At 70.1% G+C, this 23,323-nt stretch carries 25 protein-coding genes, 1 tRNA gene and 1 pseudogene; 6 read left to right on the top strand and 21 right to left on the bottom strand.

Annotated elements, in window-relative coordinates; genetic code table 11:
• Positions 1–90 precede the first annotated feature (90 nt).
• The 3 genes from M1E25_RS24280 to M1E25_RS24270 all read right to left on the bottom strand — a co-directional run bounded on the left by M1E25_RS24280 (position 91) and on the right by M1E25_RS24270 (position 1,495).
• On the bottom strand, positions 91–366 hold the full coding sequence (locus M1E25_RS24280; protein ID WP_251419237.1) for a hypothetical protein: 276 nt from the start codon (positions 364–366) through the stop codon (positions 91–93).
• Positions 296–802: a transposase gene (locus M1E25_RS24275; RefSeq protein WP_251419235.1), complete on the bottom strand. Its 507-nt coding sequence runs from the start codon at positions 800–802 to the stop codon at positions 296–298. The genes M1E25_RS24280 and M1E25_RS24275 overlap by 71 nt, the downstream gene beginning before the upstream one ends.
• Before the next feature lie 198 nt (positions 803–1,000).
• Positions 1,001–1,495 (bottom strand): GNAT family N-acetyltransferase, encoded by a 495-nt coding sequence (locus M1E25_RS24270; RefSeq protein WP_251419233.1) that lies wholly within the window; start codon positions 1,493–1,495, stop codon positions 1,001–1,003.
• 199 nt (positions 1,496–1,694) lie between these two features.
• On the opposite strand from M1E25_RS24270, the gene M1E25_RS24265 reads away from it, so the two are divergent.
• Both M1E25_RS24265 and M1E25_RS24260 read left to right on the top strand, forming a co-directional pair.
• Positions 1,695–2,459: a hypothetical protein gene (locus M1E25_RS24265; RefSeq protein WP_251419232.1), complete on the top strand. Its 765-nt coding sequence runs from the start codon at positions 1,695–1,697 to the stop codon at positions 2,457–2,459.
• A gap of 96 nt (positions 2,460–2,555) precedes the next feature.
• A complete protein-coding gene (locus M1E25_RS24260; protein WP_251419230.1) occupies positions 2,556–3,494 on the top strand; it encodes an aldo/keto reductase in 939 nt (312 codons plus the stop codon).
• A 260-nt stretch (positions 3,495–3,754) separates the two neighbouring features.
• Here the strand turns inward: M1E25_RS24260 and M1E25_RS24255 are convergent.
• Positions 3,755–3,828: transfer RNA gene (locus M1E25_RS24255), tRNA-Pro, on the bottom strand.
• Positions 3,829–4,198: 370 nt separating this feature from the next.
• On the opposite strand from M1E25_RS24255, the gene M1E25_RS24250 reads away from it, so the two are divergent.
• On the top strand, positions 4,199–4,489 hold the full coding sequence (locus tag M1E25_RS24250) for a YiaA/YiaB family inner membrane protein (RefSeq protein ID WP_251419228.1): 291 nt from the start codon (positions 4,199–4,201) through the stop codon (positions 4,487–4,489).
• Positions 4,490–4,704: 215 nt separating this feature from the next.
• Here M1E25_RS24250 and M1E25_RS24245 read toward each other — a convergent pair whose 3' ends face one another.
• The 4 genes from M1E25_RS24245 to M1E25_RS24230 all read right to left on the bottom strand — a co-directional run bounded on the left by M1E25_RS24245 (position 4,705) and on the right by M1E25_RS24230 (position 8,746).
• Positions 4,705–5,727 carry an alpha/beta fold hydrolase gene (locus M1E25_RS24245; RefSeq protein WP_251419226.1) on the bottom strand — a complete coding sequence of 341 codons (1,023 nt, stop codon included), beginning with the start codon at positions 5,725–5,727 and terminating at the stop codon, positions 4,705–4,707.
• Between the two features lie 99 nt (positions 5,728–5,826).
• Positions 5,827–7,017 (bottom strand): MBL fold metallo-hydrolase, encoded by a 1,191-nt coding sequence (locus M1E25_RS24240; protein WP_251419224.1) that lies wholly within the window; start codon positions 7,015–7,017, stop codon positions 5,827–5,829.
• Between the two features lie 124 nt (positions 7,018–7,141).
• Complete coding sequence (locus M1E25_RS24235; protein ID WP_251419222.1) at positions 7,142–8,017, bottom strand: GNAT family N-acetyltransferase; 876 nt, start codon at positions 8,015–8,017, stop codon at positions 7,142–7,144.
• 63 nt (positions 8,018–8,080) lie between these two features.
• Complete coding sequence (locus M1E25_RS24230) at positions 8,081–8,746, bottom strand: alpha-ketoglutarate-dependent dioxygenase AlkB family protein (protein WP_251419221.1); 666 nt, start codon at positions 8,744–8,746, stop codon at positions 8,081–8,083.
• Between the two features lie 95 nt (positions 8,747–8,841).
• Between M1E25_RS24230 and M1E25_RS24225 the strand changes: the two genes are divergently transcribed.
• The gene (locus M1E25_RS24225; protein ID WP_251419219.1) at positions 8,842–9,396 is read left to right on the top strand and encodes a carboxymuconolactone decarboxylase family protein; all 555 of its coding nucleotides are present in this window, start codon (positions 8,842–8,844) and stop codon (positions 9,394–9,396) included.
• 52 nt (positions 9,397–9,448) lie between these two features.
• On the opposite strand, the gene M1E25_RS24220 is transcribed toward M1E25_RS24225, so the two are convergent.
• Genes M1E25_RS24220 through M1E25_RS24210 form a run of 3 tightly spaced genes read right to left on the bottom strand, consistent with a single transcriptional unit; the run spans position 9,449 to position 11,411 of the window.
• Positions 9,449–10,255, bottom strand: a complete 807-nt coding sequence (locus tag M1E25_RS24220) for an SAM-dependent methyltransferase (protein ID WP_251419217.1) — start codon at positions 10,253–10,255, stop codon at positions 9,449–9,451.
• Positions 10,256–10,298: 43 nt separating this feature from the next.
• Positions 10,299–10,535, bottom strand: coding sequence for a DUF397 domain-containing protein (locus tag M1E25_RS24215; protein ID WP_251419215.1), 237 nt, complete (start codon positions 10,533–10,535; stop codon positions 10,299–10,301).
• A 3-nt stretch (positions 10,536–10,538) separates the two neighbouring features.
• Positions 10,539–11,411, bottom strand: a complete 873-nt coding sequence (locus M1E25_RS24210) for a Sco1979 family transcriptional regulator (protein ID WP_251419213.1) — start codon at positions 11,409–11,411, stop codon at positions 10,539–10,541.
• Positions 11,412–11,547: 136 nt separating this feature from the next.
• On the opposite strand from M1E25_RS24210, the gene M1E25_RS24205 reads away from it, so the two are divergent.
• The gene (locus M1E25_RS24205; RefSeq protein WP_251419211.1) at positions 11,548–12,012 is read left to right on the top strand and encodes an ATP-binding protein; all 465 of its coding nucleotides are present in this window, start codon (positions 11,548–11,550) and stop codon (positions 12,010–12,012) included.
• Between the two features lie 147 nt (positions 12,013–12,159).
• On the top strand, positions 12,160–12,969 hold the full coding sequence (locus tag M1E25_RS24200) for a tyrosine-protein phosphatase (protein WP_251419209.1): 810 nt from the start codon (positions 12,160–12,162) through the stop codon (positions 12,967–12,969).
• Between the two features lie 33 nt (positions 12,970–13,002).
• Here M1E25_RS24200 and M1E25_RS24195 read toward each other — a convergent pair whose 3' ends face one another.
• The 10 genes and pseudogenes from M1E25_RS24195 to hpnC all read right to left on the bottom strand — a co-directional run bounded on the left by M1E25_RS24195 (position 13,003) and on the right by hpnC (position 22,994).
• Complete coding sequence (locus M1E25_RS24195) at positions 13,003–13,086, bottom strand: DUF6126 family protein (protein ID WP_372501405.1); 84 nt, start codon at positions 13,084–13,086, stop codon at positions 13,003–13,005.
• A gap of 116 nt (positions 13,087–13,202) precedes the next feature.
• Positions 13,203–13,380: pseudogene (locus tag M1E25_RS25980) on the bottom strand (helix-turn-helix domain-containing protein); the annotation flags it as partial.
• 61 nt (positions 13,381–13,441) lie between these two features.
• Complete coding sequence (locus M1E25_RS24190; protein ID WP_251419207.1) at positions 13,442–14,824, bottom strand: aspartate aminotransferase family protein; 1,383 nt, start codon at positions 14,822–14,824, stop codon at positions 13,442–13,444.
• A 3-nt stretch (positions 14,825–14,827) separates the two neighbouring features.
• Positions 14,828–15,844 (bottom strand): adenosyl-hopene transferase HpnH, encoded by a 1,017-nt coding sequence (hpnH, locus tag M1E25_RS24185; RefSeq protein ID WP_251419205.1) that lies wholly within the window; start codon positions 15,842–15,844, stop codon positions 14,828–14,830.
• Between the two features lie 5 nt (positions 15,845–15,849).
• Entirely contained in the window at positions 15,850–16,503 is a 654-nt protein-coding gene (locus M1E25_RS24180) for a phosphorylase family protein (RefSeq protein ID WP_251419203.1), read from the bottom strand.
• Complete coding sequence (gene shc, locus M1E25_RS24175; RefSeq protein ID WP_251419200.1) at positions 16,503–18,512, bottom strand: squalene--hopene cyclase; 2,010 nt, start codon at positions 18,510–18,512, stop codon at positions 16,503–16,505. Before shc ends, M1E25_RS24180 begins: the two co-directional genes overlap by 1 nt.
• Before the next feature lie 118 nt (positions 18,513–18,630).
• Positions 18,631–19,722, bottom strand: a complete 1,092-nt coding sequence (locus tag M1E25_RS24170; RefSeq protein WP_251419198.1) for a polyprenyl synthetase family protein — start codon at positions 19,720–19,722, stop codon at positions 18,631–18,633.
• Positions 19,723–19,744: 22 nt separating this feature from the next.
• Positions 19,745–21,151: a hydroxysqualene dehydroxylase HpnE gene (gene hpnE, locus M1E25_RS24165; RefSeq protein ID WP_251419196.1), complete on the bottom strand. Its 1,407-nt coding sequence runs from the start codon at positions 21,149–21,151 to the stop codon at positions 19,745–19,747.
• A complete protein-coding gene (gene hpnD, locus M1E25_RS24160) occupies positions 21,148–22,098 on the bottom strand; it encodes a presqualene diphosphate synthase HpnD (RefSeq protein ID WP_251419194.1) in 951 nt (316 codons plus the stop codon). The genes hpnE and hpnD overlap by 4 nt, the downstream gene beginning before the upstream one ends.
• Complete coding sequence (gene hpnC / locus M1E25_RS24155) at positions 22,095–22,994, bottom strand: squalene synthase HpnC (RefSeq protein WP_251419192.1); 900 nt, start codon at positions 22,992–22,994, stop codon at positions 22,095–22,097. The genes hpnD and hpnC overlap by 4 nt, the downstream gene beginning before the upstream one ends.
• Between the last annotated feature and the right edge of the window lie 329 nt (positions 22,995–23,323).

The following is a 23,323-nucleotide window of genomic DNA, read 5'->3' as shown; positions in this document are numbered from 1 at the left end:
GGTCAAGTGAGAAGCAGCGGCAGTAGGCGAGTTGACCGGTGGTGCGGTAGCGGCGGATCAGCAGCTGGCGGCTACCGGGGCGGGGTTCGGTCAGATCGATGACCGCCCAGTCGTAGAAGCGGTGTCCCTTGTGGTGCCGGCCCCGGCCGACAGCTTCCGCCAGCCCGCTTGGGCACCTTCGCGGCCAGGATACCTGCGCGGAACTTCCCCGCGCCGGTGGGTGGCTTCATGTGAGCAGGCGACGGCGAGCACGTAGCCGACCTGGCGCTCTTCCAGCGCGGAGCGCCGCTTTGGGTTACCGCCGTAGACCTCGTCTGCCGCGACCCAGCCGGCGCGGTGCCCGGCATCGAGAAATCGGCCGATCATGCGGGCGGCCGGCTCCGGCTCGGTCGCGAAGACGGTGTTCTCGTCCAGGCCCTCGCTCGGCAGCGATCCGGGGCGCGCGTCCAGGAGTGCGGGATGTCGGCTCCCGGTCCACCGCCGCGTGCCCGCGCAGCTCCGCGTAGACGAGGTAGACAGCGACTTGCGCGTTTTCGTTCCTCCCGGCGGTGCCGGTGTACTGGCGCTGGACGCCGACGGTACGCCTGCCCTTCTTCACGTCCCCGGTCTCGTCGACCACCAGCACTGCACCCTCGTCGTGCAGATGCTCCAGGACGTACTCGCGCACGTCATCACGCACGGCGTCGGCATCCCATCGGACCCGGCCGAGCAGGTGCTGCATGCCGGCCGGGGTGGCCTCTCCGGTCCACTCGACGATGCTCCAGCAGTTTTTGCCTGGCAGGTCCGACAGCAGCCCCACCATCAGATCCCGTACCCGACGCCGGCGTTCAACCCGGCGAACCGGCCGGTTATCCGGCTCATCAGGCCCTCGAACGCTTCCTGCCAGCGAGCGGGGTCCACGCTGTGACTTGCGGCCACCGCAAGATCGTTAGTCTTCACACACCGTTGACCAGCGGTGGCCGCAGCCTTCCCGCAGCCGACCCACGAGCAAGATCAAGGTCTATGGCTGGAGGTCGCGCTTGTACCAAGTGCCTGACTTGCCGCCGAGATCGGCCGGGGTGGCAGGGCCAACCGGTACGAACCCGGCCTTGGCCAAGACTTTCTGGGACCCGGCGTTGTCGTAGGAGGTGGCCGCCCGCAGTGTGCTCAGGCCGTGCATCGCTGTCGCCATCCGACACAGCTCCCGGACGGTCGCGGTCGCCACGCCGCGGTCGGCGACCCGCTCCGCGACCCGGTAGCCGAGTCTGGCAGTGCCGTCCTCCAAGTCGTACAGGTTGAACCTGCCGAGTACCGAGCCGTCCTCGGCGACGAGCACGTAGAAGTCGCAGATGCCAGTCTCCTGCTCGGCCAGCGAAGCGTTGTACCAGTCGGTGAACTGGTTGAAGAAGTCGTCGCCGCGATCGGAGATCGAGGCAGCGAAGTAGGTGCGGTTCGCCAACTCGAAGGCCAGGACCGCCGGGGCGTGGCCGGCATGCAGCCGCTCCAGCTCGGGCATTGCCCGACCATACCCAGATCGTGCGCCGAGGCCACCTGAGTTTCCGCCAGTGGCAGACAGCCCCACGACCAGGGCCCATAACGATCTACGGCTGGAGTATTGGTCACCCACGCGAGACCGCAACCCAGCCGCGAGGATCCCTCGCTCAAAGGTGGCCGACTCTGGGGCATGGGCGGAGGCGATGCGTCAAACTGCTGTCATGGCTGTGGAGTGGGCGTTACTCAGAAGCCTTGTTACGACGGCAAGCACCTTGCGCAGACTGTTGGCCGACGAGTCATCTCAGCGGATGGTGGAGATACTGGGGGCCGTATCAGATGTCCATCAGGAGACAGCACAGCGACAGTGGCTCGGCGCATTGAAGCTACAAGGTCCGGAGCGGGCGTCAATGCTGGAGGCTGTAGCAGGAAATCTTGAACTGGCATACACCGCACGCACCAAAGCACTGGAAAATTATCGCACTTGGGAGTGGTCGCCGGAGATCTGGCAGAACAAAAATACATGGCAGCGATTTCGCCAGAAATTTCCAGAATTTCTTCCCGGCCGCTACAGGAGCGCTAGAAGGCTGGAGACATTCCGAGATTCTGCCGAATTGGCATGCCAGTTCGCATTGCTCAACGCAATGATTTATCGTACACTCGGCAACCGAGAGACGATCGTTCACGACAGGGTCGACGACGCGCTTCTGAGATTCCGCCAGTATATGGCGATCCAAAATGAACGCTATTCGATCCTCGGAGATACATACCAGAATGGCATGACCGATCCGGTGCCAGACGACACTTCCGCGCAATTCGATTACCGACTTGCGATAGAGGCACTCAAGGACGCGAGAACCCTCTACAAAGAGACAACTGCCGCACTCGACGCCTTCGAAGGAATAATTCAGAGCCTGACGGGCGCGCCTGCGGGCATCGCCCCCTTGAGGACCAAGGAATACCCAAAGCTCGCAGCTGAAATCAAGTAGGTGGAGCGGACGGACCCGATTTTCCCCATCGGAAGTCTGCGGAACGACCAACTCGCGGCTTGACCTGGAGCGCGCTCCAGCAACGAGGCTGGTGCCATGAACACACCCACGATGGCCCTCGGTGCGATGTACTTCGGCACCAGGGTGGACGAACGGACCGCCTTCTCGATCCTCGACCGGTACGCCGAACTGGGCGGAGCCTTCATCGACACCTCCGACAACTACAGCTTCTGGACCTCCGAGACCGGCTTCGGCGGCCAGAGCGAGGCGCTGCTCGGCCGCTGGCTGGCGTCCAACCCCGGGGTCCGCGTCCGCCTCAGTACCAAGGTCGGCGCCCAGCCCACGCGGGTCGGCGGGTTCCCCGACCACCTCGAAGGGTTGCGCGAGGACGTCGTTCGCGGAGCCATGGCAAGGAGCTTGGAGCGGCTGGGCGTGGATGGTGTGGACCTGTACTGGGCCCACGTCGAAGACCCGACCGTTCCGGTGGAGAACCTGATCGAGACGTTCGGCGGCCTGGTCCGTGACGGCCTGACCGCTCGCTGGGGCCTGTCAAACCACCCGTCCTGGCTGCTCGAGCGGATCCGGGCCACCGCCGAACATGCCGACCACCCGCAACCAAGCGCCTACCAGCAGCGCTACTCCTACCTCCAGCCCGCCGGCGGCATGGCCGTGGAGGGCCAGCCGATCCCGCTGGGAATGCTGTCACCGGACGGCCTCGACTTCCTGCGACGCAACCCGTCGTTCGACGGCTGGGTCTACACCGCCAACCTCCAGGGCCGATACGACCGAAACGACCGCCCGCTCGAGACCGAGTACCGCCACCCCGGCACCGAACGACGGCTGGCGGCGCTGACCCGCGTCGCCGCTGCGCGCGGGCTCCGACCGGGCCAGGTCGTGCTCGCATGGCTGACCTCCGGGAGCCCGGCGCTGACCCCGATCGTCGGAGCCAGCAGCGTCGAACACGTCGACCAGGCCGTGGTAGGCGCATCCACCATCCTCACCGAGGATGAACTGGCGGCGCTGGACGGCGCATAGGCAACCGCCCTGTCGTCATTCACCCGCACCCTACCTCGCATATCAGTGGAACCCTGCCCGTCCACCGCCCACCGACCCCGACATGGCGTCGGACAGGAGCCCTGCAGCGGTAGACACCAGCGACTCCAAGCGGAACAAGCGCAGACAGGGGTGGTTGCCATGGACCGGGCCTCCCGGGGAAACGCCACCCCGTGGTCACGCACAAAGGCCAGGGGCCGCTTCCCGTGATGGGAAACGGCCCCTGGCCTTTGCTTTTACCGTCGGGACGACAGGATTTGAACCTGCGACCCCTTGACCCCCAGTCAAGTGCGCTACCAAGCTGCGCCACGTCCCGGTGCCCGTGCGGCTTGGGGATTGCCCCCGGCCGACCGCGCACGAGAACAATACCGCACTTCAATGGGTGCTTGCCCACTCCCTCGCGTCGCCGCCTCCGACCGGCGGCGACGCGGTGCGACTGCCCTGCGACGCGGCCATACGGACCTGGCCGTCCGGCTCTTGCATATGCGCTTATATCTCTATATGCACACATTACGAACATCTTGAGCACAGAGCCCAGCAGCCGCGACGTCGATGACCCCGAGCGACGGCTCCGACACAACAGGTGGCCGAACGGCGGCATACCCCCGCTCCGCCGGTGCCGTCCCCACCTCGGGTTGAGTACCTCTACTCATGTGCGGGACGGCTCCGCGCACGACCCTGTGAACATGAGCGCATCCATTCAGCGGCCGACGACCACGGCGTTCTTCGTGCAGGCCGCGATCTCGTTCGGAATCTCTCTGGTGACGATGGCATACGGCATCGCCAAGCTGCCCCTTGGCGACTGGGAGCGGGGCTTTCTGGCCCTCGGCCTGGTCTTCGTCGTGACGTCCAGCTTCACACTCGCCAAGTGCGTGCGGGACCGGCAGGAGATCGGGGAGGTGACGCACCGCGTTGACCAGGCACGGTTGGAGAAGCTGATTTCCGAGCACGACCCCTTCGAGGTCAAGCCTCTCTGACCACGGCGGACGGCTGCCGGGCAACACCTGCGACGGCGAGCGGCGCGGCCGGGGCCCCGTCGTGTTGCCTGCACGCCGTCGGGACACACGTGGCCCATTCCGACGGCGTGGGCCCGCGTGTGTCCCGAGCCGGCAGCAGGTGAGCGCACCCCGCGCTGTGCCCTCTGGCCGCGCGGGCCTCCCCGCTCCGGGCCCCGGCCCCCGGAGCGGCCGGTTCAGCCGGAACCGACCGGCAACCTCGTGTCGCCCTGGCCCTCCTCGTCGCCCACACCGACCGGCTGATCGGGAACCAGCGCGGCCAGCCAGGCCAGCAGGTCGTCCTGCACCTCGGCCCGGTTCGTCTCGTTGAGGATCTCGTGCCTCGCGCCGGTGTACCCCTTCCAGCTCAGCTGTCGGGTCCCGAGATAGCGGAAGTCCTCGAGCAGCTCGTAGACGAGTGTCATGCGCTGGTTGCAGGGATCCTCGGTGCCCACGACGACATGGACCGGAAGCCCGACCGGGATCCGGGTGAGGTTGCGCGGATCGTTGACCTTGCGGGCAGCACGCACCCAGTCGAGCGCCAGTCCCGCGCTGAACGGGAAGCCGCATCGTTCGTCCGCGACGTACGTGTCCACCTCTGCTTCGTCGCGCGACAGCCACTCGAACCCGGTCCGGTGGGTGTACAGGTCGTTGAACGAGGCGAAGAGCTCCGGGATGTACCCGGACAGCGCAGCACTTCCGTGCTCGGCGATCTCCCGCTCGAGCCGGGCGAGGGACGTCTCGGTCTCGGCGCCGGGCAGCGAGCGGAACGTCCCCGAGAGGATCAGCCCGGCCAACTCGTCCCCGAACTCCTGGGCACAGTCCCGCGCGAGCATGGACCCCATGCTGTGGCCGAGCAGGACCAGGGGCGCCCCGTCGAACTCCGCACGGGCACGGCTGCCGATGGCTCGCAGGTCCGCCACGATCGCGCGCCACCCGTCATCGCCTGCCACGCCGAGGCCTCCGGTGGACGCCGCGGTGGCTCCGTGCCCTCGGTGGTCCGAGGCGACGACGGCGTAGCCGTGTCCGGCCAGGTACTGCGCGAACCGGTCGTAGCGCAGGCCGTGTTCCGCCGCACCGTGGGCGATCTGCACCACGGCACGAGGCGGAAGGGACGCCGGCTGCCAGGTGTACGTGGCCACGCGCGTTCCGTCGGGCGCCTCGAAGTGATCGGCGCGGTAAGCATCGCTGCTGCCGGTGCGGCTGCCGTCGTGTGTCATGCGATTCGCCTCCCGCACCCACCCTCCCCAGCCGCGTGCCCACTCATGCCCGGCGGAGTGGAGGCGCCTTGTACCCGGCGCGATGCCCGGCCGGCTGCGTCACCGCTCGCCCGCGAGATCGAGGCTCTCCCGGGGGGCCGGTGCGGCGCCGGCCACCACGGCACGACTCCCCGGCCGGCGGGCGCCGGGCTCGGCCGCCGCCCGCCACCACGGGTCCGTGGGGAGCGTGCCGGACGGCTCGAACGGCTCGCCCGGTTTCGGAGTGGCCACGCGCACTCCCGCAGCCTCGGCTGCCGCCGTGGTCAGCTCGACGGGTTCGTCCCACGGATGCGGAGCCAGGTTGAAGGTGCCCCAGTGGATCGGCAGGAGGGAGCCGGCCGGCGTCCCGCGCGAGAGGTCGACGTGGGTGCGGACGCCCTGCTCCGGAGTCATGTGGATCTCGGGCCAGAAATCGCTGTAGGCACCTATCTGGATCATGGTGGCGTCGAACGTCCCGTACTCCGCGCCGATGTCGGCGAAACCGTGGAAATAGCCGGTGTCCCCACTGTGGAAGACGCGATGCTCGGGGCCTGCGGCCACCCAGGAGGCCCACAAGGTCTGCTGACCGCCGCGCAGCCCGCGCCCGCAGAAGTGACGGGCCGGGGTGGCCGTGAGTGTCACTCCGGCGGCCTTTGTCGAGTCGTGCCAGTCGAGTTCGACGATGTCGCCCGCAGCGACGCCCCAGTGTTCCAGGTGCGCACCCACACCGAGCGGCACGGCGAACACGGTGCCCGTCGCCGCCAGTGCCTTGATCGTGGGCATGTCGAGGTGGTCGTAGTGGTCATGGGAGATCACCACCGCATCCACCGGTCCGATCTCGGCCAGCGGCAGGGGCACCGGATGCAGCCGGCGCGGGCCGGCGAAGGTGAACGGGGAGCAGCGCTCCCCCCAGACGGGGTCGAACAGGATGCGGCTGCCGTCGATCTCGGCGAGCACGCTGGAGTGGCCCATCCAGGTCAGGCGCAGGCCCGACGCGGGTGGACGCCCCCAGTCCTGCGTGGTGGGCCGGTGTACCGGAACGGGACCCGACGGGGTGCGCAGCGCGCGGTCGGTTCCGCGCAGGCTCGCCTTGAGCATCCCCCGCGCCGCCCCGGGGAGCATGGTGCGTGTGGGGACGGTGTTGCGGAACTGACCGTCGGCGTAGTTCGGTGACCGCCGGATCCGCTCCAGCCGGTCACCGGACGGATCGGCCCCGAAGGACGCGGGCCGCAGGCCGGCGAATCGGGGTCGTCGGAAGCGTGAGCCGGGCACGGCACCTCCTGATGAGGCGGGGAGCGGTGGTACGGAGGCACCGGGTTCACACCGGAGCATCCGGACTTCTATTCTCCGCGTCCTGGGGGTTCACGCCTCGCGAGCGCCCCCCTTCTGCGGCCGATCAAGTGTCCTTCCCGAACGAGAGGACCAGACGGTCCTCGACCGGACGGTAGCCCAGGCGCCGGTACAGAGCGTTGCTGGTGGGGTTGGCGAGGTCGGTGAAGAGCAGGATCTCCCGGGCACCCGACTCTGTCGCGGCTCGGGTGACGGCCGCGGTGACGGCTCCGCCGTATCCGCGTCGCCGCTGGTCGTCGGGGGTGTAGACGGGACCGATCCGGACCGATCCGGCCGCGGAGGGCCGGGATCCGGCGCAGGCGACGGGGGTTCCGTCGGTTTCCCAGAGGGTGAATCCGCCGTGGCGGATCCAGTGATCGACGATCCGGGGGATGTCGTCCATCGGTTCGTGCGTGTCCCGGGCGAAGTGCTCGAGCCAGTCGATCAGCAGGGGCCGGTCGGCAGGTGTGGCGGCACGGGCGAGGCCCGGGGGTGCCGGGTTCGGCGGAACGAGCCCGGTCAGGCGGTGAAGGCGGAAGCGGACGTCGACGCGTGGAGCCTGCCCGTTGCACCGCTGCCAGGCACCGGCGAAGGCCTGCGCGACCTCAGCGGCACCGTTGACCGTGCACCTCGCGGGATCCGGTCCGGCGTCGGAGCCGTGGACGCGAGCCCGGTCGTCGGCGAGTTCGGCGGCGGCTTCCGCGGGCATCGCCGACAGCAGCAGCGGGCGTGGGGGTGTGCACAGAAAGGCCCCCGCGACACGGCCGGCCGCGCCCGTCCACCAGCCGAACTCGGGTGCCCGCTCGCCGTACAGGTCGAGACCCGCCGACCGCAGGGTGTCCGCGACCGAGAGCGGCAGGGTGTTGCCCACCGGGTCCCGCCTCAGGAAGTCGCCCGCGGCGGTGGTGAACACGTCGATGTCGTGCGTCGTCGTCCAGCCCACGCGGGACAGACTGCCGCACCGGCACGGACGCTTGCAGCCGAATATCTGCACGGCGGCGCAGGTTCAGGGCCGCTCCGGCAGGCCGCTCACCCGCAGCGTGATGTTCAGCCGCCCGTTCAGCCCGAGGTGCGGCGGGGCGGTTCCGGGCCGGGTGCGGGGGACGCCGTGGTAGGCGAAACGCGACGGCCCGCCGAAGACGAACGCGTCGCCGCTGCGCAGCTCGATGTCCGTCCAGGGGCGCCCGCGCGACTCGGTGTTGCCGAACCGGAAGACGCAGGTGTCGCCGAGACTGAGCGAGACGACCGGAGCAGGGGACTTCTCGTCGCTGTCCCGGTGCAGGCCCATCCGTGCGCCCGCGCCGTAGAAGTTGATCAGCGCGATGTCGTAGGACTCGGTGCAGGGGCGGCCGTACGCGGTGGCAACGGCGGCCCGGGCCAGGTCCCGCAGCCAGGGCGGGAACGGTTTGACGGGCTCGCCGCCCCCGTCCACCACGGTGCGCGCGTAGCCGTACGGAAACCAGTGGTGTCCGAGGCACACCTGGGTGACGGACATGCGGCTCCCGTCGGGCATCCGGACGGTGCGCAGCCCGGCCGGCGGCCTGGCCCACTCCCGGCACGCCGCCAGCAGGTCGTGCTGGGCCCCGGGGTCCAGGTGCTCCGGCAGGTGCATCGCGCCGGGCGCGATCAAGGCGGCCGGGCGGGGGAACAGTGCGCCGTCCGTGGCATTCATGGGCCCATGGTCGCAGGGGGATGTCACGTTCCCGGACTGCCGTCCGTCGCAGGGGGTGCACGCGACAACAGCAGCAACCGGACGGGAGGCCTGTCATGGCCCGCATCTCGCTCGATCCTCCGCGCACCTTGGTGACCCGCGCCGTGGAGTGGTACTCGCGGCGTACCTACGGCAAGGTCCTCGACCCGGCCCGGGCCGCCGCCCACAACCGCCGGGTGCTGGTGTCGGTGCTGCGTCTGGAGCAGGGCGTGGCCAGGTGGCACCGGCTCGACGAGGCGCTCAAGACGCTGGCGGTGGCGGCCTCGGCCGCCTCGATCGGATGCTCGTGGTGCATGGACTTCGGCTACTGGGAGAGCCACCGGCGCGGCATGGACGTGCGGAAGCTGAGCGACGTGCCCCGGTGGCGGGACAGCGATGTCTACACGCCCCTGGAGCGCGACGTCATGGAGTACGCGGAGGCCATGACCGCCACGCCGCCGACGGTCGACGACGCGCTGGTGGCCCGGCTGCGGGAGCATCTGGACGACGCCGCGCTCGTGGAGCTGACGGCCATGGTGGCGCTGGAGAACATGCGGTCCCGGATCAACGCGTCGCTGGGCCTGACGAGCCAGGGCTTCAGGGACTCCTGCGACATCCCGGTGCGGGGCTGACCGCGTCTGGGCCGGCGCTCCCCCGCCGGCCCGGGCCGCCGTTCGGCACCGTTCAGTCCTTGACGCCGATCCCGCCGTAGACGCCGATCCTGCGCAGGACCTCGACCTCCGGCAACGCCCTCTCCGGGCGCCACAGCGGCACCTGGACGAGGCCGGGGTCCAGTAGTTCGAATCCGTCGAAGAACGGCGTGATCTCGGGATGGGAGCGCAGGTGCAGTGAAGCCGTCGAGCTCCGGTAGACCTCGGCGGCACCGTCACCGAGGTGGTCGTGGAAGTCCAGCGTGCCGTGGCTCAGGACGAGGTGGCTGCCGCGCGGGAGTGCCTTGGTGAGCGCGGTGACGATCCCGGCCGGATCGTCGTCGTCGGGGACGAAGTGGAGGACGGCGACGAGGATCAGTGCGACGGGCTGTCCGAAGTCGACGATCTCCTGCACGACGGGGTGCCGGAGGATGGCCTCCGGGTCGCGCAGGTCCGCGTGGACGAAGCCGGTGCCGGGCGTACTGGTCAGACGGGCCCGGGCGTGTGTCGCCACGATGGGGTCGTTGTCGACGTAGACCACCCGGGCGTCGGGGGCGCTCTCCCGGGCGACTTCGTGGGTGTTGGGCGAGGTGGGGATGCCCGTGCCGATGTCGATGATCTGGCGGATGCCGGCATCGGCGACGGTGCGGACCGCACGCAGCAGGAAATCCCGGTTGGCGCGCGCGCTCGGCAGGACGTCCGGGTACTGCTCGACGAGCCGGTCGGCGGCCTGGCGGTCGACCTCGTAGTTGTCGTGGCCGCCCAGGTAGTAGTCGTACATGCGGGCCGGGTGCGGCCTTGCGGTGTCGATGTCTTCGGCTGCGAAGTTCTGGTCGCTCATCGCTCTCCCCTCGGTGCGCGCGGTACGGATGGGCAATCGCATTTCACGCCAGCAGGAAGTCGGCCTCCCCGGCCTTCGCCCCCTGGATGAAGGTGCTGATCTCGTGGCGGGTGTAGATCAGGGCGGGCCCTTCGGGGTCGGTCGACTGGCGCAGCGCCACCCGTCCGTCCCCGAGCCGCATGGCTTCGACACAGGAGCCGCCGTTTCCTCCGCTCCAGGGCTTGTGCCAGCCCTCGGTGCCGAGGTCCTTCGACGGCATTCCGTTGTAGATGCGGTCCATGGCTCAGATCTCCTTGCGCAAGCCGTCCAGCAGGGCCTCGGTGGGGGTGTTCGGCGCAGTGGCCTGGGCGCACATGCGGTCCAGTGCCTCCAGGAATGCCGACACGTCGTTGGCCCGGTCGAGATAGATGCCGCCGATGAGGCTCTCCACGTAGGCGACATCGGGGAGTTCGGGGATGGGGAAGCGGAAGATGTGGAACGGCCCGTACATGGCGGGGTGCGGACCGGCCTTGAACGGCATGACCTGGAGCCTGACGTTCGGCATGGTCGCCGACGCCTCCATCAGCCGGGCGATCTGGCCGCGCATGACCGCGGGTCCGCCGACGGGACGCCGCAGGACCGTTTCGTCCATCACGACCCACAGCAGCGGTGCGGGGTCGCGCGTCAGGAGTGCCTGGCGTTCGGTGCGCAGGGCTACGGCCCGGTCGATCTCCTCGTCGGAGGCGTGCGGCATTCCGGCGCGCAGAACGGCGTACGCGTAGTCGGGTGTCTGGAGCAACCCGGGTACGTAGTGCGACTCGTAGGCTCGGATGAGGTTGGCCTCGCTCTCGAGGCTGACGAAGGCGCTGAACCACTCGGGGAGCACGTCGCGGAAACGGTGCCACCACCCGGGTTGGTTGGCCTCGCGCGTCAGCGCGACGAAGCTCTCGAGTTCCTCCTGGTCGGTCACACCGTAGGTGCTGAGGAGTTTCTCCACATAGGGGACTTTGAGGCCGACTTCGGCCTTCTCCATGCGGCGGATGGTCGCGTGGGTGACGTCGAGGGCTTCCGCCGCCTCCTCGTAGGAGATCCCGGCGGCCTCACGCAGGTCGTGCAGACGCCTGCCGAGGACCACACGCAGGACGGTCGGGGCGCCTCCCGACCGTGTTTCCTTCACTGCGCGTCCCCTCCAACGACCGTGCGGAGATGCAGTGTTGCATGCGATCGGCCGCTTCGGGCATGGCATCGGGGAAATTCTGCAATTTGCAGAATGATCCTTGCCATACGCGTGTCACAGCCCGCATAGTTGCACAGTGCCTACCTCCCATGACGTTTTCCGGCTGGGGCGCTGTGGCGGCGCCGTCGTCCAGCATCTTCGGGACGCGTTTCATCTGCCGGCACGCGGCGGCTCCGTTTCCAAGGCCCGGCGGCGTGTCATCACGCAGCTCCGCGAGTGGGGGGTGGACGAAAGAGCCCGCGCGGACGCCGAGTTGGTGGTCTCTGAGTTGTTCACCAACGCCGTCCGGCACACCGACAGCGTGAAGGTCAGCTGCGAAGTCCGGGTCATAGGCGCCCGGTTGCGCGTCGAGGTCACCGACCAGGGCCGGGCCGAGACCGAGCCGAGACCCCGGCAGGCCGACGCGATCGGGGAGGAAGGCGGACGCGGACTGCTCCTCGTCGGAGCGCTCTCCGCCGACTGGGGTGTACGGGTCGACCGCACCGGCGGCGGCAAGGTCTTCTGGGCCGACCTGCGGTACAGCAGTCTCGCCTCGCTGTGAACCGGGGCCGTTTCCCCGTTTCGGGGCCCTCGCGTGACGGGGTCCCGCGTGGCACGGGCCACAGTCCCCGCCGGAATTCCCTGTCGTAAGGTCGAGGGACCGCCCCGCCGGCGAGAGGCGCCGACGGCCGAGACCGAGGAGACGCCCGTGACGCAGACGCCGCAGGTCCCGTCCACCGAGCCGGAACTGTCGGGGGTGCGCAACTTCCGGGACGTGGGCGGGCTGCCGACCGTGGACGGCAGGCGGGTGCGCAAGGGCGTGCTCTACCGGAGCGGCCATCTGGCGCACGCCACCGAGCAGGACGTCACGTTCCTGTCCTCCCTCGGGCTGCACACGATCTTCGACTTCCGGAACTCGGCGGATGTCGCCCTCGAAGGCCCTGACGTGACACTGCACGGCGTACGGAACGTCAACATGCCCCTGAGCGACCCGGCTGACGGTGCCGAGTTCTGGAAGATGGTGCGGGACGGCGATCTTCCGCAGCTGAGGGCCGCGCTCTCCGACGGGCAGGCCGCGGACCGCATGATCGGCTCCTACCGCGCCATCATCCGCAAGCGGACCGACGAGCACAGCCGGATGCTGCACGCCCTCGCCGAGGACAGCGTCCCCGCCCTGATGCACTGCGCCGCGGGCAAGGACCGTGCGGGCCTCTCGGTCGCGATCACCCTCCTCGCCCTCGGGGTGGAACGCGAGGCCATCGAAGCCGACTACCTGGAGAGTGCCGCCCCGCACCGCCGCTACCGAGTGCGGCGCGGGAACAATTCGGCGGCCGCGATGTCCCCCGAGGTCCTGGAGCTGCTCAACCCGCTGTTCGACGCGCGCATCGAGTACCTGACGGCCGCCTTCGACACCCTCGAGCAGACCTGGGGCGGTACGGACCGCTATCTGGCCGAGGGTCTGGGATTCCGCCCGGACCGTCGCGAGCGCCTGCGGGAGCGCCTGCTCGAAACCGGCTGAGCAGCCGCCGGCCGGATCCGCGGGGGCCCGGCGTCACCGGTGATTGCCGAGGCAGAACAGCAGATGGAGGAACGCCGCGAAGAGGTGACCCGCGACGAGATGGGCGAAGAGCCGCAGGACGAGACCGCGGGGGAAGCGTCCCTCCCCGCGCTCGGCTCCGGGTTCGTCCCTGAGCGTGACTCCACCACCCCATGAGCGGGGTGGCGTCTCGCTACGCCGGTCGGGCTCCGCAGGAGCAGGACGGGCAGCGACGGTCGGCGCATGCCCGTCTCGAGGCGGGACAGGTGCGCGGGCGAGAGACCCAGCCGCCGGGCCGCCGCTTCCAGGTCAGGCCGCTGCGCCGCCGCAGGTCCGCAGCCTGGGGGCGACGGCGGGCAGATCTGCCGGGACGTTCTCGGTGCCGGGGCTCATGACTCGATTGAGCCAGAGGGGAGACCGGGCAGGCAAATGACTTGCCTCATGGGCAAGAATGTCAGCGCTGGGCGACCGCCTGCCGGACCAGCGTACGGCCGAAGTCCCAGATCAACCCGCCGCCACCGTGGGCGTCGTCCATGACCTCGGTGAACGCGCCGACGAACCGGTCGACTTCCGGCTCCCCGATGATCAGCGGCGGAATCAGCTTGATGACCTCGAGGCGGTCTCCGGACACCTGGGTGAGGATGCGGTGGCGCTGCATCAGCGGCACCACGATCATCTGGGCGAACAGCCCCTTCCGCGCGGCCTGGAGCATCGCCCAGCGGCTGCGCAGGGCGAGTGAGCGGGGCCGGCCGAACTGGATGCCGATCATCAGGCCGCGGCCCCGCACCTCCTCCACCAGTTCATAGCGGTCGGTGAGGGCATCGAGCCGGGAGCGCAGCAGGTCTCCGGTGCGGCGGACGTCGGCGACGATGTCCTCGTCCTCCATGACGGTGAGCGTGGCCAGGCCGGCCACCATCGCCTGGGCGTTGCCGCCGAAGCTCGCGGAGTGGACGAGAACCCGGTCCATCGACGAATAGACCTTGCGGAAGATCCAGTCGCGGCCGAGCGTGGCGCCCACGGGCACGTACCCGCCGGACAGGGACTTGGCGACGCACACCAGATCGGGCTCGACACCGGGCTCGTGCTGATAGGCGAAGAAGTCACCGGTGCGGCCCAGGCCGGTCTGCACCTCGTCGGCGATGAGCAGGGCCTTGTGCCGGCGCAGGAGCTCCTGGGCGGCGAGGAGGAAGCCGGGCGGCGTCTCGTGGACTCCCTTGCCCTGGATCGGTTCCACCACGAACGCGGCCACGTCCCCGCGCCGCAGTTCGCGCTCCAGCGCGTCGAGGTCTCCGAACGGGATGCAGGTGTCGGGGAGGAGCGGGGCGAAGGGCTCCCGGAAGCCGCTCTCGCCGTTGACGGACAGCGATCCGAGGGTGAGCCCGTGGAAGGCGTGCGTGCAGGAGACGATTCGCGGCCTGCCCGTCGCGCAGCGGGCGAACTTCAGCGCGGTCTCCACGGCCTCGGTGCCGCTGTTGCCGAAGTACACGCGCTCCAGGTGCGGGGTGTGCGCCAGCAGTTTCTCCGCGAGCAGGCCGGGCAGCGGCTGGCAGTCGAATCGGGTCAGGTCGGGGAGGGATGCGTCGATGACGTCGTGCAGGGCCTGCCGGATCACCGGGTGGTGACGGCCCAGGCCCATGACCCCGAAGCCGCCGAGCATGTCCAGGTAGTCCAGTCCTTCGGCGTCCCACAGATAGGCGCCGGAGGCCCGTTCGTAGACCTTGTCGAAGCCGATCGTGCGCAGCACGCGGGGGAGCTGGTGGTTGAGGTACCGGTCGTGCAGCTCGTAGCGTTCGGCGCTGCGCCCCGAGAGGAGTTTCGCCAGGTCGAATCCGGTCACCGGTCAGCCGATACCGATTGTGCCGCGGGCGGCTCGCAGGGACTCCTTCAGCGAGCCCATGGTGGCCAGGACGGCGGTGGGTTCGTAGCCGCAGTGGGCCATGCAGTTGGCGCAGCGGGGGTCCCTGCCACGACCGTAGGCCTCCCAGTCGGTGTCCTCGATGAGTTCCCGGTAGGTGGGAACGTATCCGTCGCTCATCAGGTAGCAGGGACGCTGCCAGCCGAAGAGCGAGTAGTTGGGGATGGCCCATGCCGTGCAGGGGAAGTCGACCTTGCCCTCGAGGAAGTCGAGGAAGAGGGGGCTGTGGTTGAGCCTCCAGCGCTTGCGGTTTCCGCCGGCGAAGGACTTGCGGAACAGTTCGCGGGTCTGCTCCACGCCGAGGAAGTGCTCCTGGTCGGGTGCCTTCTCGTAGGCGTAGGCGGGCGAGATCATCATCTCGTCCACCCTCAGGTCGTCGTTGAGGTAGTTGAGGACCTCGACGACGGTCTGCGGGGTGTCGGTGTTGAAGAAGGTGGAATTGGTGGTGACGCGGAATCCGCGGCGCTTGGCCTCCTCGATGGCCGCCACCGCCTCGTCGAACACGCCCTCCTTGGCCACGGATTCGTCGTGGCGCTCCCGCAGACCGTCGATGTGGACGGCGAAGGCGAAGTAGCGGGAGGGAGTGAACTTGTCCATCTTCTTGCGGAGCAGCATCGCGTTGGTGCACAGGAACACGTACTTGCGCCTGCGTACCAGTTGCCGCACGATCTCGTCGATCTGCGGGTGCATGAGGGGCTCGCCACCCGCGATGGAGACCATGGGGGCACCGGACTCGAGGACCGCGCCCACCGCCTGCGCGACGGGCATCCGTTGCTTGAGCACTCCGGCCGGGTGCTGGATCTTGCCGCATCCCTCACAGGCCAGATTACATGCGAACAACGGTTCGAGTTCCACGATCAGCGGAAACTTCTCCCGTCTGCGCAGCTTCTGCTCGGCGAGATACGTACCGACCCGGATGGTCTGGCGGAGCGGCATGGCCATCTGGCTCACCTCCTGGGGAGAAGCAGCGAACGGTGCCATTCGAAGAAAGCCGGAAGGACTTCACGCAGGACATGGAATGCTGATATTCCCCCTCGAAGCGTGCCGATACGGACCAGCTCATGCTCTGGAGCGTCCACGACCACCCGGACGGCCGCAACCGGACGGGCCCCGGCCCGCACTGCCGTACGCAGGGTCGCCGCCGACTCCATGTCGACGGCCACGGCCCCGGCGGAGCGCAGCTGCGCCCGTTCGGACCCCCTGATCACATGCCCCGAGCCCACGACGGTCCCGATGTGGACGGCGCCGGCTCTCCCCCGGGGTGCGATGCCCGCAATCGCCTTCGAGAGCGCCGTGGTCCCCGTGCACAGCGTTCGCCCGGCCGCGTCACGGGTCATGTCGGCGACGACGATGTCGCCGGGGTGCATCCCCGACGCCAGTCCGGCACAGAAACCGGTGGCGACCACTGCGGCGTCAGGCGGCACCCGGCCGTCCCGGAACGCCCCCAGGACGGCACGCTCCGCCGCCAGCGGTCCCATGCCCGTCCGGAGCACCGTCACGGGGCCGGCGGCACCGCTGCGGTCGCCGCCCCGCAGGGCGAGACGCTCGATTCCGAGCGCACAGGCGACCAGCAGGGCTCCGGTGCCGCGGGCCTCGCCCATCAGGTGGCCCGGCTGTCGTGCGCGAGCCGCCCGCCGGGGGCCACCGGGTCGCCCTGCAGATACCGTCCGAGCGCCGTGAGCGGGAAGACCTGACGGTAGAGGTGGTAGTTGATCGAGAAGTCCCACGGGAAGCCGGTGCCGGTGAACCAGGGCTCGTCCCAGCTGCCGTCCTCGCGCTGGGTACGGGCGAGCCAGTCCACGCCGCGGGTCACCGCGTCCGTGTCCCGCTCCCCCGCCGCGATCAGGGCGAGCAGCGCCCACGCGGTCTGCGATGCCGTCGAGGCGCCGCGGCCGATCCAGTCCTCCTCCCGGTAGGAGCGCAGGTCCTCGCCCCAGCCGCCGTCGTCGTTCTGCACGGAGACGAGCCACCGCACCGCACGCCGGATCGCGGCATGCGCGGGGTCGATACCCGCTGCGATCAGCGCGGGGACGACGGCACCGGTTCCGTACACGTGGTTGACGCCCCAGCGGCCGAACCAGGAGCCGCCCGGCTCCTGCTCACGCAGCAGCCAGGAGACCCCGCGCCGGGCCCGTGCGCCGTCCTTCACCCCTTCCACGGCGAGCATCTCCACGACGTGCGCAGTGACGTCGGCCGACGGCGGGTCGGTGACCTCCCCGAAGTCGCAGAACGGCAACCGGCCGGGGAACGAGCCGGTGTTGTCGGCATCGAAGGCCGCCCAGCCGCCGTTGCCGGACTGCATGCCCAGAGTCCACCGCACCGCCCGACGCACGGCGCGCTCGACGCGTTCGGGGTCGGGGTGCCGTACCCGGCGCAGCGCGAGAACGACCTCGGCGGTGTCGTCGATGTCGGGATAGTTGTCGTTGTGGAACTCGAACGCCCATCCGCCGGGTGCGAGTTGAGGCCGTTGAACGGCCCAGTCACCGCGCCGCACGACCTGCTCCCCCAGCATCCAGTCTGCTGCCTTGACGAGCGCCGGATGGTCGGGACGCAACCCCGCGTCGGCGAGGGCGATGGTCGCCAGGCAGGTGTCCCACACGGGCGACTGGCAGGCCTCGACCATGCGGCTGCCGTCCCCGCCCCGTACGGCGAAGGCATCCAGGGACTCCAGCCCGGCCCGCAGTACCGGGTGCCCGAGGTCGTACCCGAGCAGGTGCAGAGCGATGACCGAATAGACGGCGGGCGGCTGGATTCCGCCCCAGCAGCCGTCGTTCTCCTGGCGTTCGACGATCCAGCGCGCGCAGGCCCCCAGCGCGGCCCGCCGCAACGGCCGCACGGCGACCTTCCGGTAACTGCGGGCGAGCCGGTCGACCCGGCGGAAGACGGCATCCCAGACGGAGCGCCTGCCTTCACCGGGGCGCGGGCGGAACGGGGACGGCTCGGCGCGGAGTTCGTGCAGGGAGAACGGCGCCGGGCGCACCGGCCGCTCGGCCGACACGACGGTCAGCGGCACGATCGTCTGCCGGGCCCAGCAGCCGAAGTTGTGGATGCTGAGCGGAAACCACTTCGGCAGGAAGATGATCTCGGGCGGCATCTCGGGAAGGTCCTCCCACCGCCACCAGCCGAAGAGCGCCAGCCAGATGCGGGTGAAGACTCGGGAGGCGGCGATCCCGCCCTGTTCCCGCACCCATGCGGCCGCCCCTGCCATGTGCGGCGCGTCGGGCTGGTCACCCGCGAGCCGCAGGGCCAAGTACGCCTCGATGGTGGTGGACAGCTCCCCCGGCCCCCCGTGGAAGGTCGCCCAGGTGCCGTCCGGTTGCTGCTCGGAGCGGATGTGACGGGCCGTCGCCTCGGTGGTCGCGGCGTCGCGGATGCCGAGGAACTCGCGCAGCAGCAGGTCCTCGGCGTCCATCGTCACGTTGGTCTGGAGGTCACCCTTCCACCAGCCCTGTTCGTCCTGACGGGCCAGCAGGTGCTGGACGGCCCGTACGGTCGCCTGTTCGGCCACGGCCCGGGTTCCGTACTCGTCCGCGGCGGGTTCCCCGGCGTGGGTGGGTACGAGTGTCGGCGAACCGGTCACCCCGCCGTTCTCGTCTGTCGTCGCTGTCATGGCTTCCCCTTGCTGGCAGTGAACTCTCTGCTGTGGCGGGGCCTGCCGACGGCCGGCTCACAGCCCCCGGAGCGGGGGCACGGCCGGCCGGCGACAGCGACTCATATGAGGCGGCGGCTCATCGTCTGCGGACGATCACGAAGTCGGCGAGCTCCACCAGCTGTTGCCGTACCGCGGCGGGCATGTCCACACCCTGCAGGGCGGCCACGGCGGTGGCGTGCTGCCGAACGGCTTCCTCCGACGTCCAGGCACGGCCGCCGGCTTCCTCGATGAGGGCGGCCCGGGTGGCGAACTCCTGCTCGTCGAAGCTGTCGATGTCACTGCTCTTGGCGTCGGCGGCCAGCAGGTCGGCGAGCTGCCGTGACGCGGAACCGTCGGAGGCCAGTGCGGCGACCACCGGGAGGGACTTCTTGCGCTGGCGCAGGTCGCTCCACGGCCGCTTGCCGGTGACCTCGGGCTCACCCCAGATGCCGAGCAGGTCGTCGACGGCCTGGAAGGCCAGACCGAGGTGGTAGCCGTACGTCTCGAGGGCGTCGGCCGTGGCGTCGTCGGCTCCGCCGAGGACCGCTCCGACGGAGACGGCGCAGGCGAGCAGGGCGCCGGTCTTGTTGCCCTCCATCTCCAGGCACTCCTCGACGGAGACCCGCTCCCGGTGTTCGTAACTGATGTCCTGGGCCTGGCCGTCGATGAGCTTGCGGCTCGCAACGGTGAGACGGCGGGTCGCACGTCCCGCCTCGACCGTGCCGAGCTCCAGGAGGATCTCGTTGGCCAGGGCGAACAGCGCGTCGCCGACGAGGATGGCCTGGGCCGGGCCGTGCACCTTCCACACCGTGTCTCGGTGCCGGCGCTGCTCGTCCCCGTCCATGAGGTCGTCGTGGAGCAGCGAGAAGTTGTGCACGAGTTCCACGGCGACGGCTCCGGGGATCCCCACCTCCGGGGATGCGCCGGCCGCCTCGGCGGAGAGCAGCGCGAGGGCAGGGCGGACCGCCTTGCCGCTGTCGCCGGCGGAGGGCCGACCCTCGGCATCGATCCAGCCGAAGTGGTAGGCGGCCACCGTGTCCATGGGCGGTGCGAGCCTGTCGACGGCGGCACGGAGCACCGGCATGGCCAGTGTCCGCCCCCGCTCCAGCATCGCGGTCACGCCCGCGTCGTCGATGACCGGATTCGCCGAAGTCACGCTTGCTCCTCTGGGTTCTGTGCCGGTGCTCATGCGAACACCTCGCTGCGCTCGCTCATACGGCCTCCTGCAAGGGGTGGTCATGCGGGCGGCCGAGATCGCGGAGGGCCGCGTCCGCGGCGTGCAGGCCACTGCGCACGGCACCCTCCATCGTTGCGGGCCAGCCAGTATCGGTCCACGCACCGGCCAGGAAAAAACCGGGGGCACGGGTCCGTCCGGCCGGCCTGAGCCGTCCGACTCCGGGCGCGGGGGCGAATGTAGCGTTTCGCTCGCGCGTGACGAAAAAGTCGCGCACCTGCGCACCGCGTGCGGCGGGCAGCAGACGCTCGAGTTCGGGGACGTAACGGTTGCGCAGCACGGCGACGGGCTCGTCGATCTCGTCCTGCACGGCCGACTGCGACAGCGCGAGGTACTGCCCTCCTCCGGCGAGCCCTGAGGGGGCGGTGCGGTCGAAGACCCATTGGACCGGAGTGCCGAGCGCGGCGAAGAACGGACGGCGCAGCACCCGGCGGTCGTAGACGACGTGCACGTTGAGGATGGGGGCGGTACCGATGCCCAGCAGTCGGCCGGGGTCGTCGAGCACCCCCTCGGGCAGCAGGGCGTGCGCCTCGTGCTGGGGAACGGCCAGGACGACGGTGCGCGTCTCCAGGGACTGTTCGCTGCCGTGCGGTCCGGAAGCGCAGCCGACCTGCCATCGTCCTTCGGCCGTGCGCTTGATCTCGGTGACTCGGGTACGCAGCCGGGTAACAGCTCCCGCCCGGTCGAGCGCGGCGCGGGTCAGGGTGTCGTGCAGGTCGCCGAGCGGGGCGCGCGACCAGCCGATGTCGGCGGCACCGGGCTCGGAGAGCAGGCCCGTCCGGAACACCATGGCGGCGAGCCCGAGGGAGACCTGACTGGCGGTGGCGTTGAGCGTCGCCCTGCCGACGAGGTCCCAGAGCGCTTCGACGGCGCGCGGAGACTGTCCCTGGTCGCGCAGCCAGGTTCCGAAGTCGGTGGTGTCGAGGGCCGGATCGGACGGGTCCAGGGTGCGCAGGGCCAGCGCGGCGCGGGCCACCCGGGCTCGGTCGGAGGGCGGGAGGTGCGGGTAGCCGGCAAGGCTGCCGGCCAGGTGCAGCGGAACCGGGAGAGCGGTGCGGCGCAGCCGGCCGAGCCGCGGGCCCCGGGGATGCCCGGCGTCGAGCACGGGGACGTCCAGGCGTTCCTGGACCGGTGCAAGCCCGGCGCCGCCGATGCGCTCCAGCAGCCGGCGGTAGGCGGTGCAGCATCGGAGATGGACGTGCTGCCCGTTGTCGACGGTCAGCTCGCCGCGCCGGAAGGAGAAGGCCAGGCCTCCGAGCCGGGCCCGGCTTTCGACCAGTGTCACGCGGCGGCCGGCGTCGGCCAGTGCCAGGGCGGCAGCCGCGCCCGCGATCCCGCCGCCGATGACGACTGCGTCGTACTCGTCCCTCGGCTCGTGCGTCACCGTGACCGCCCCCGTGCGGAGCGGCCTGCCCGGCGGGCCTCGGATCCGGTGAGGCCGCGCACGGCGACGTAGAGCTTCTCCGGGCCGGGCAGCGAGACTCGTCCGTGCAGGACGGACTCGGGGTCGCGGGCGATCCGGTCCAGCAGCCGGCGGTAGATCCCGGCCATGGCGGCGACGCAGGCACCGCTGCGCCGGTCGAGCAGGGGCAGCAGCCGGTAGCCCGTGTCGAACAGGGCGCGGGCCCGCTCGGCCTCGAGGTGCACGAGTCCGGCGAAGTCGGCTCCGGCGGGCAGGCGCGCGTTCCGGAAGCCGGCCGAGCACCCGAACGCCGCGAGGTCCTGGGCCGGGAGGTAGGTGCGGCCGTTGCCGGCGTCCTCGCGGACGTCGCGCAGAATGTTGGTGAGCTGGAGGGCGAGACCGAGGGTGTCCGCGTACTCGGCGGCCCGGCCTGTGTCGGGACTGCCGGGCACCGTGCCGAACACTCCGAGGGAGAGGCGTCCGATGGCTCCGGCGACGCAGCGGCAGTAGACCGCGAGGTCGTCCCAGGTGTCGTAGGTGCGGCCGCCGACATCCATGAGGACGCCGTCGATCAGCTCGTCCAGCCCCTCGAGCGGGATCGGGAAGACCTGTGCGGCGTGGCTGAGCGCGACCGCGACCGGGTCGGTGTCGTCCTCGGCGATCTTCCCGGTGCGGACCCGGTCGAGCAGCAGCCGGGTGTCCTCGAGGCGGTCCTGCTTGGCGACGGGCGTGAGTTCGCCGTCTCCGATGTCGTCGACCCTGCGCGAGAAGGCGTACAGCGCCGACATGGCCCGCCGCCGGGCTGCCGGGAGCAGCCTGATGCCGTAGGCGAAGTTGCGGGCCTGCTGTCCCGTGACGGTCTCGCAGTAGGCGTAGGCGGCGAGCACCGGCGCGGGCACGGGTTCGTGTCTGTCCACGGTCCGGCTCACCCCCTTCTTCGCAGGGTCGCCGCCATCTCGCGCACCAGGTCGAGCCGGGTGGGCCTGGGCGGGCCGGGCAGCACGTCGTGTCCGGCGGACGCCATGGAGGTGAGCACGGCGCGGCCTCCCCCGACGAAGCCCGCGAGCAGCAGCCTGAGCCGTCCCCGCACGCCGGCGACGAGCGGGGTTCCCTCGTCGAGCAGGCTGCCGGCCCGTTCCGCCTCGTATCCGACGAGTGTGCAGAGGGCCGGGCTGCTGCGTGGCGCCGCGAGGTCCTTCTCGTCGACGCCGAAGCGCTTCATGTCCTCGGCCGGAAGGTAGATGCGGCCGCGCCGGTGGTCCTCGGCGATGTCCTGCAGGTGTTCGACGATCTGGAGGGCGGTGCAGACGGCGTCGGAGCGGCGGACGCGTTCGGGCGTGGTCGTGCCGGTGACGGCGAGCACGAGGCGCCCCACGGGATTCGCGGACATCTCGCAGTACGCGAGGAGGTCGTCGTAGGTGCCGTAGCGGCTGACGCGCTGGTCCTGCCGGTTCGCCTCGATGAGGTGCAGAAACGGTTCAGGGGTGAGGCCGCAACGTCGCACGGTCGGCTGGAGCGCCCGCAGCAGGGGGTGCTGGGGCTCGGACCGGAAGACCCGGCGCAGATCCGCTTCGAGGGCGTCCAGCAGGGCCAGCCGGCCGACGGCTCCTTCGGGCGGCGGAACGGCGCGCCCGAGGAGTCCGGCATCGGTGCCGCCCGGGGGGAGGTCACCGTCTCCGATGTCGTCGACGAGCCGGGCGTATCCGTAAACGGCCATCAGGTCGCGCCGCCAGAGGCCGGGCAGGAAGAACGGTGCCACCGGGAAGTTCTCGTCGGCGGCCTTCCTGAGCACCGCGCGCTCACGCGCGTCGGCATCCGCGGTCACCGTCGCCTGCCAAGGCCGGTGCCCCCCGCGACCAGGAGTCGGGGACTGACGGCGGATGTGCCGCGAAACCGGAGCATTCCCGTAGCCATAGCCGTCACATCTCCCGTTCTACACTGCCGACCCATAACATCCCATTTCGGACACGCCGCCCGATTGCACGCGGCGACGTCGGCCGAACGGATGCGAGCCTCCGGACACATTTGCCCGACTTTGCCATAAAAGGGAACGCTACAGTCGATGCCGTCCGGAGCGCTGCGGGACGCGGGCCCGCAGCGAGACGTCCCCGCCGGATCGAATGGACCGGCAGGGACGTCTCGCAGACCGGCGTG

This window comes from Streptomyces meridianus, from assembly GCF_023703325.1.
In the GTDB taxonomy this organism is placed as follows: domain Bacteria; phylum Actinomycetota; class Actinomycetes; order Streptomycetales; family Streptomycetaceae; genus Streptomyces; species Streptomyces meridianus.
The sequence above is the reverse complement of the archived record's forward strand: the minus strand, read 5'-3'. Positions and strand labels throughout refer to the sequence as shown.

Bases quoted from the DNA above. Each gene is read 5' to 3' on its own strand.
- M1E25_RS24225 (WP_251419219.1), top strand. From the start codon at position 8,842: ATGGCCCGCATCTCGCTCGATCCTCCGCGCACCTTGGTGACCCGCGCC.
- M1E25_RS24180 (WP_251419203.1), bottom strand. From the start codon at position 16,503: ATGGGCGAGGCCCGCGGCACCGGAGCCCTGCTGGTCGCCTGTGCGCTC.
- hpnH (WP_251419205.1), bottom strand. From the start codon at position 15,844: ATGGCCATGCCGCTCCGCCAGACCATCCGGGTCGGTACGTATCTCGCC.
- M1E25_RS24270 (WP_251419233.1), bottom strand. From the start codon at position 1,495: ATGCCCGAGCTGGAGCGGCTGCATGCCGGCCACGCCCCGGCGGTCCTG.
- M1E25_RS24265 (WP_251419232.1), top strand. From the start codon at position 1,695: ATGGCTGTGGAGTGGGCGTTACTCAGAAGCCTTGTTACGACGGCAAGC.
- M1E25_RS24250 (WP_251419228.1), top strand. From the start codon at position 4,199: ATGAGCGCATCCATTCAGCGGCCGACGACCACGGCGTTCTTCGTGCAG.
- M1E25_RS24275 (WP_251419235.1), bottom strand. From the start codon at position 802: ATGGTGGGGCTGCTGTCGGACCTGCCAGGCAAAAACTGCTGGAGCATC.
- M1E25_RS24280 (WP_251419237.1), bottom strand. From the start codon at position 366: ATGATCGGCCGATTTCTCGATGCCGGGCACCGCGCCGGCTGGGTCGCG.
- M1E25_RS24215 (WP_251419215.1), bottom strand. From the start codon at position 10,535: ATGGACCGCATCTACAACGGAATGCCGTCGAAGGACCTCGGCACCGAG.
- M1E25_RS24220 (WP_251419217.1), bottom strand. From the start codon at position 10,255: ATGAGCGACCAGAACTTCGCAGCCGAAGACATCGACACCGCAAGGCCG.
- M1E25_RS24170 (WP_251419198.1), bottom strand. From the start codon at position 19,722: ATGAGCACCGGCACAGAACCCAGAGGAGCAAGCGTGACTTCGGCGAAT.
- M1E25_RS24245 (WP_251419226.1), bottom strand. From the start codon at position 5,727: ATGACACACGACGGCAGCCGCACCGGCAGCAGCGATGCTTACCGCGCC.
- M1E25_RS24260 (WP_251419230.1), top strand. From the start codon at position 2,556: ATGAACACACCCACGATGGCCCTCGGTGCGATGTACTTCGGCACCAGG.
- shc (WP_251419200.1), bottom strand. From the start codon at position 18,512: ATGACAGCGACGACAGACGAGAACGGCGGGGTGACCGGTTCGCCGACA.
- M1E25_RS24230 (WP_251419221.1), bottom strand. From the start codon at position 8,746: ATGAATGCCACGGACGGCGCACTGTTCCCCCGCCCGGCCGCCTTGATC.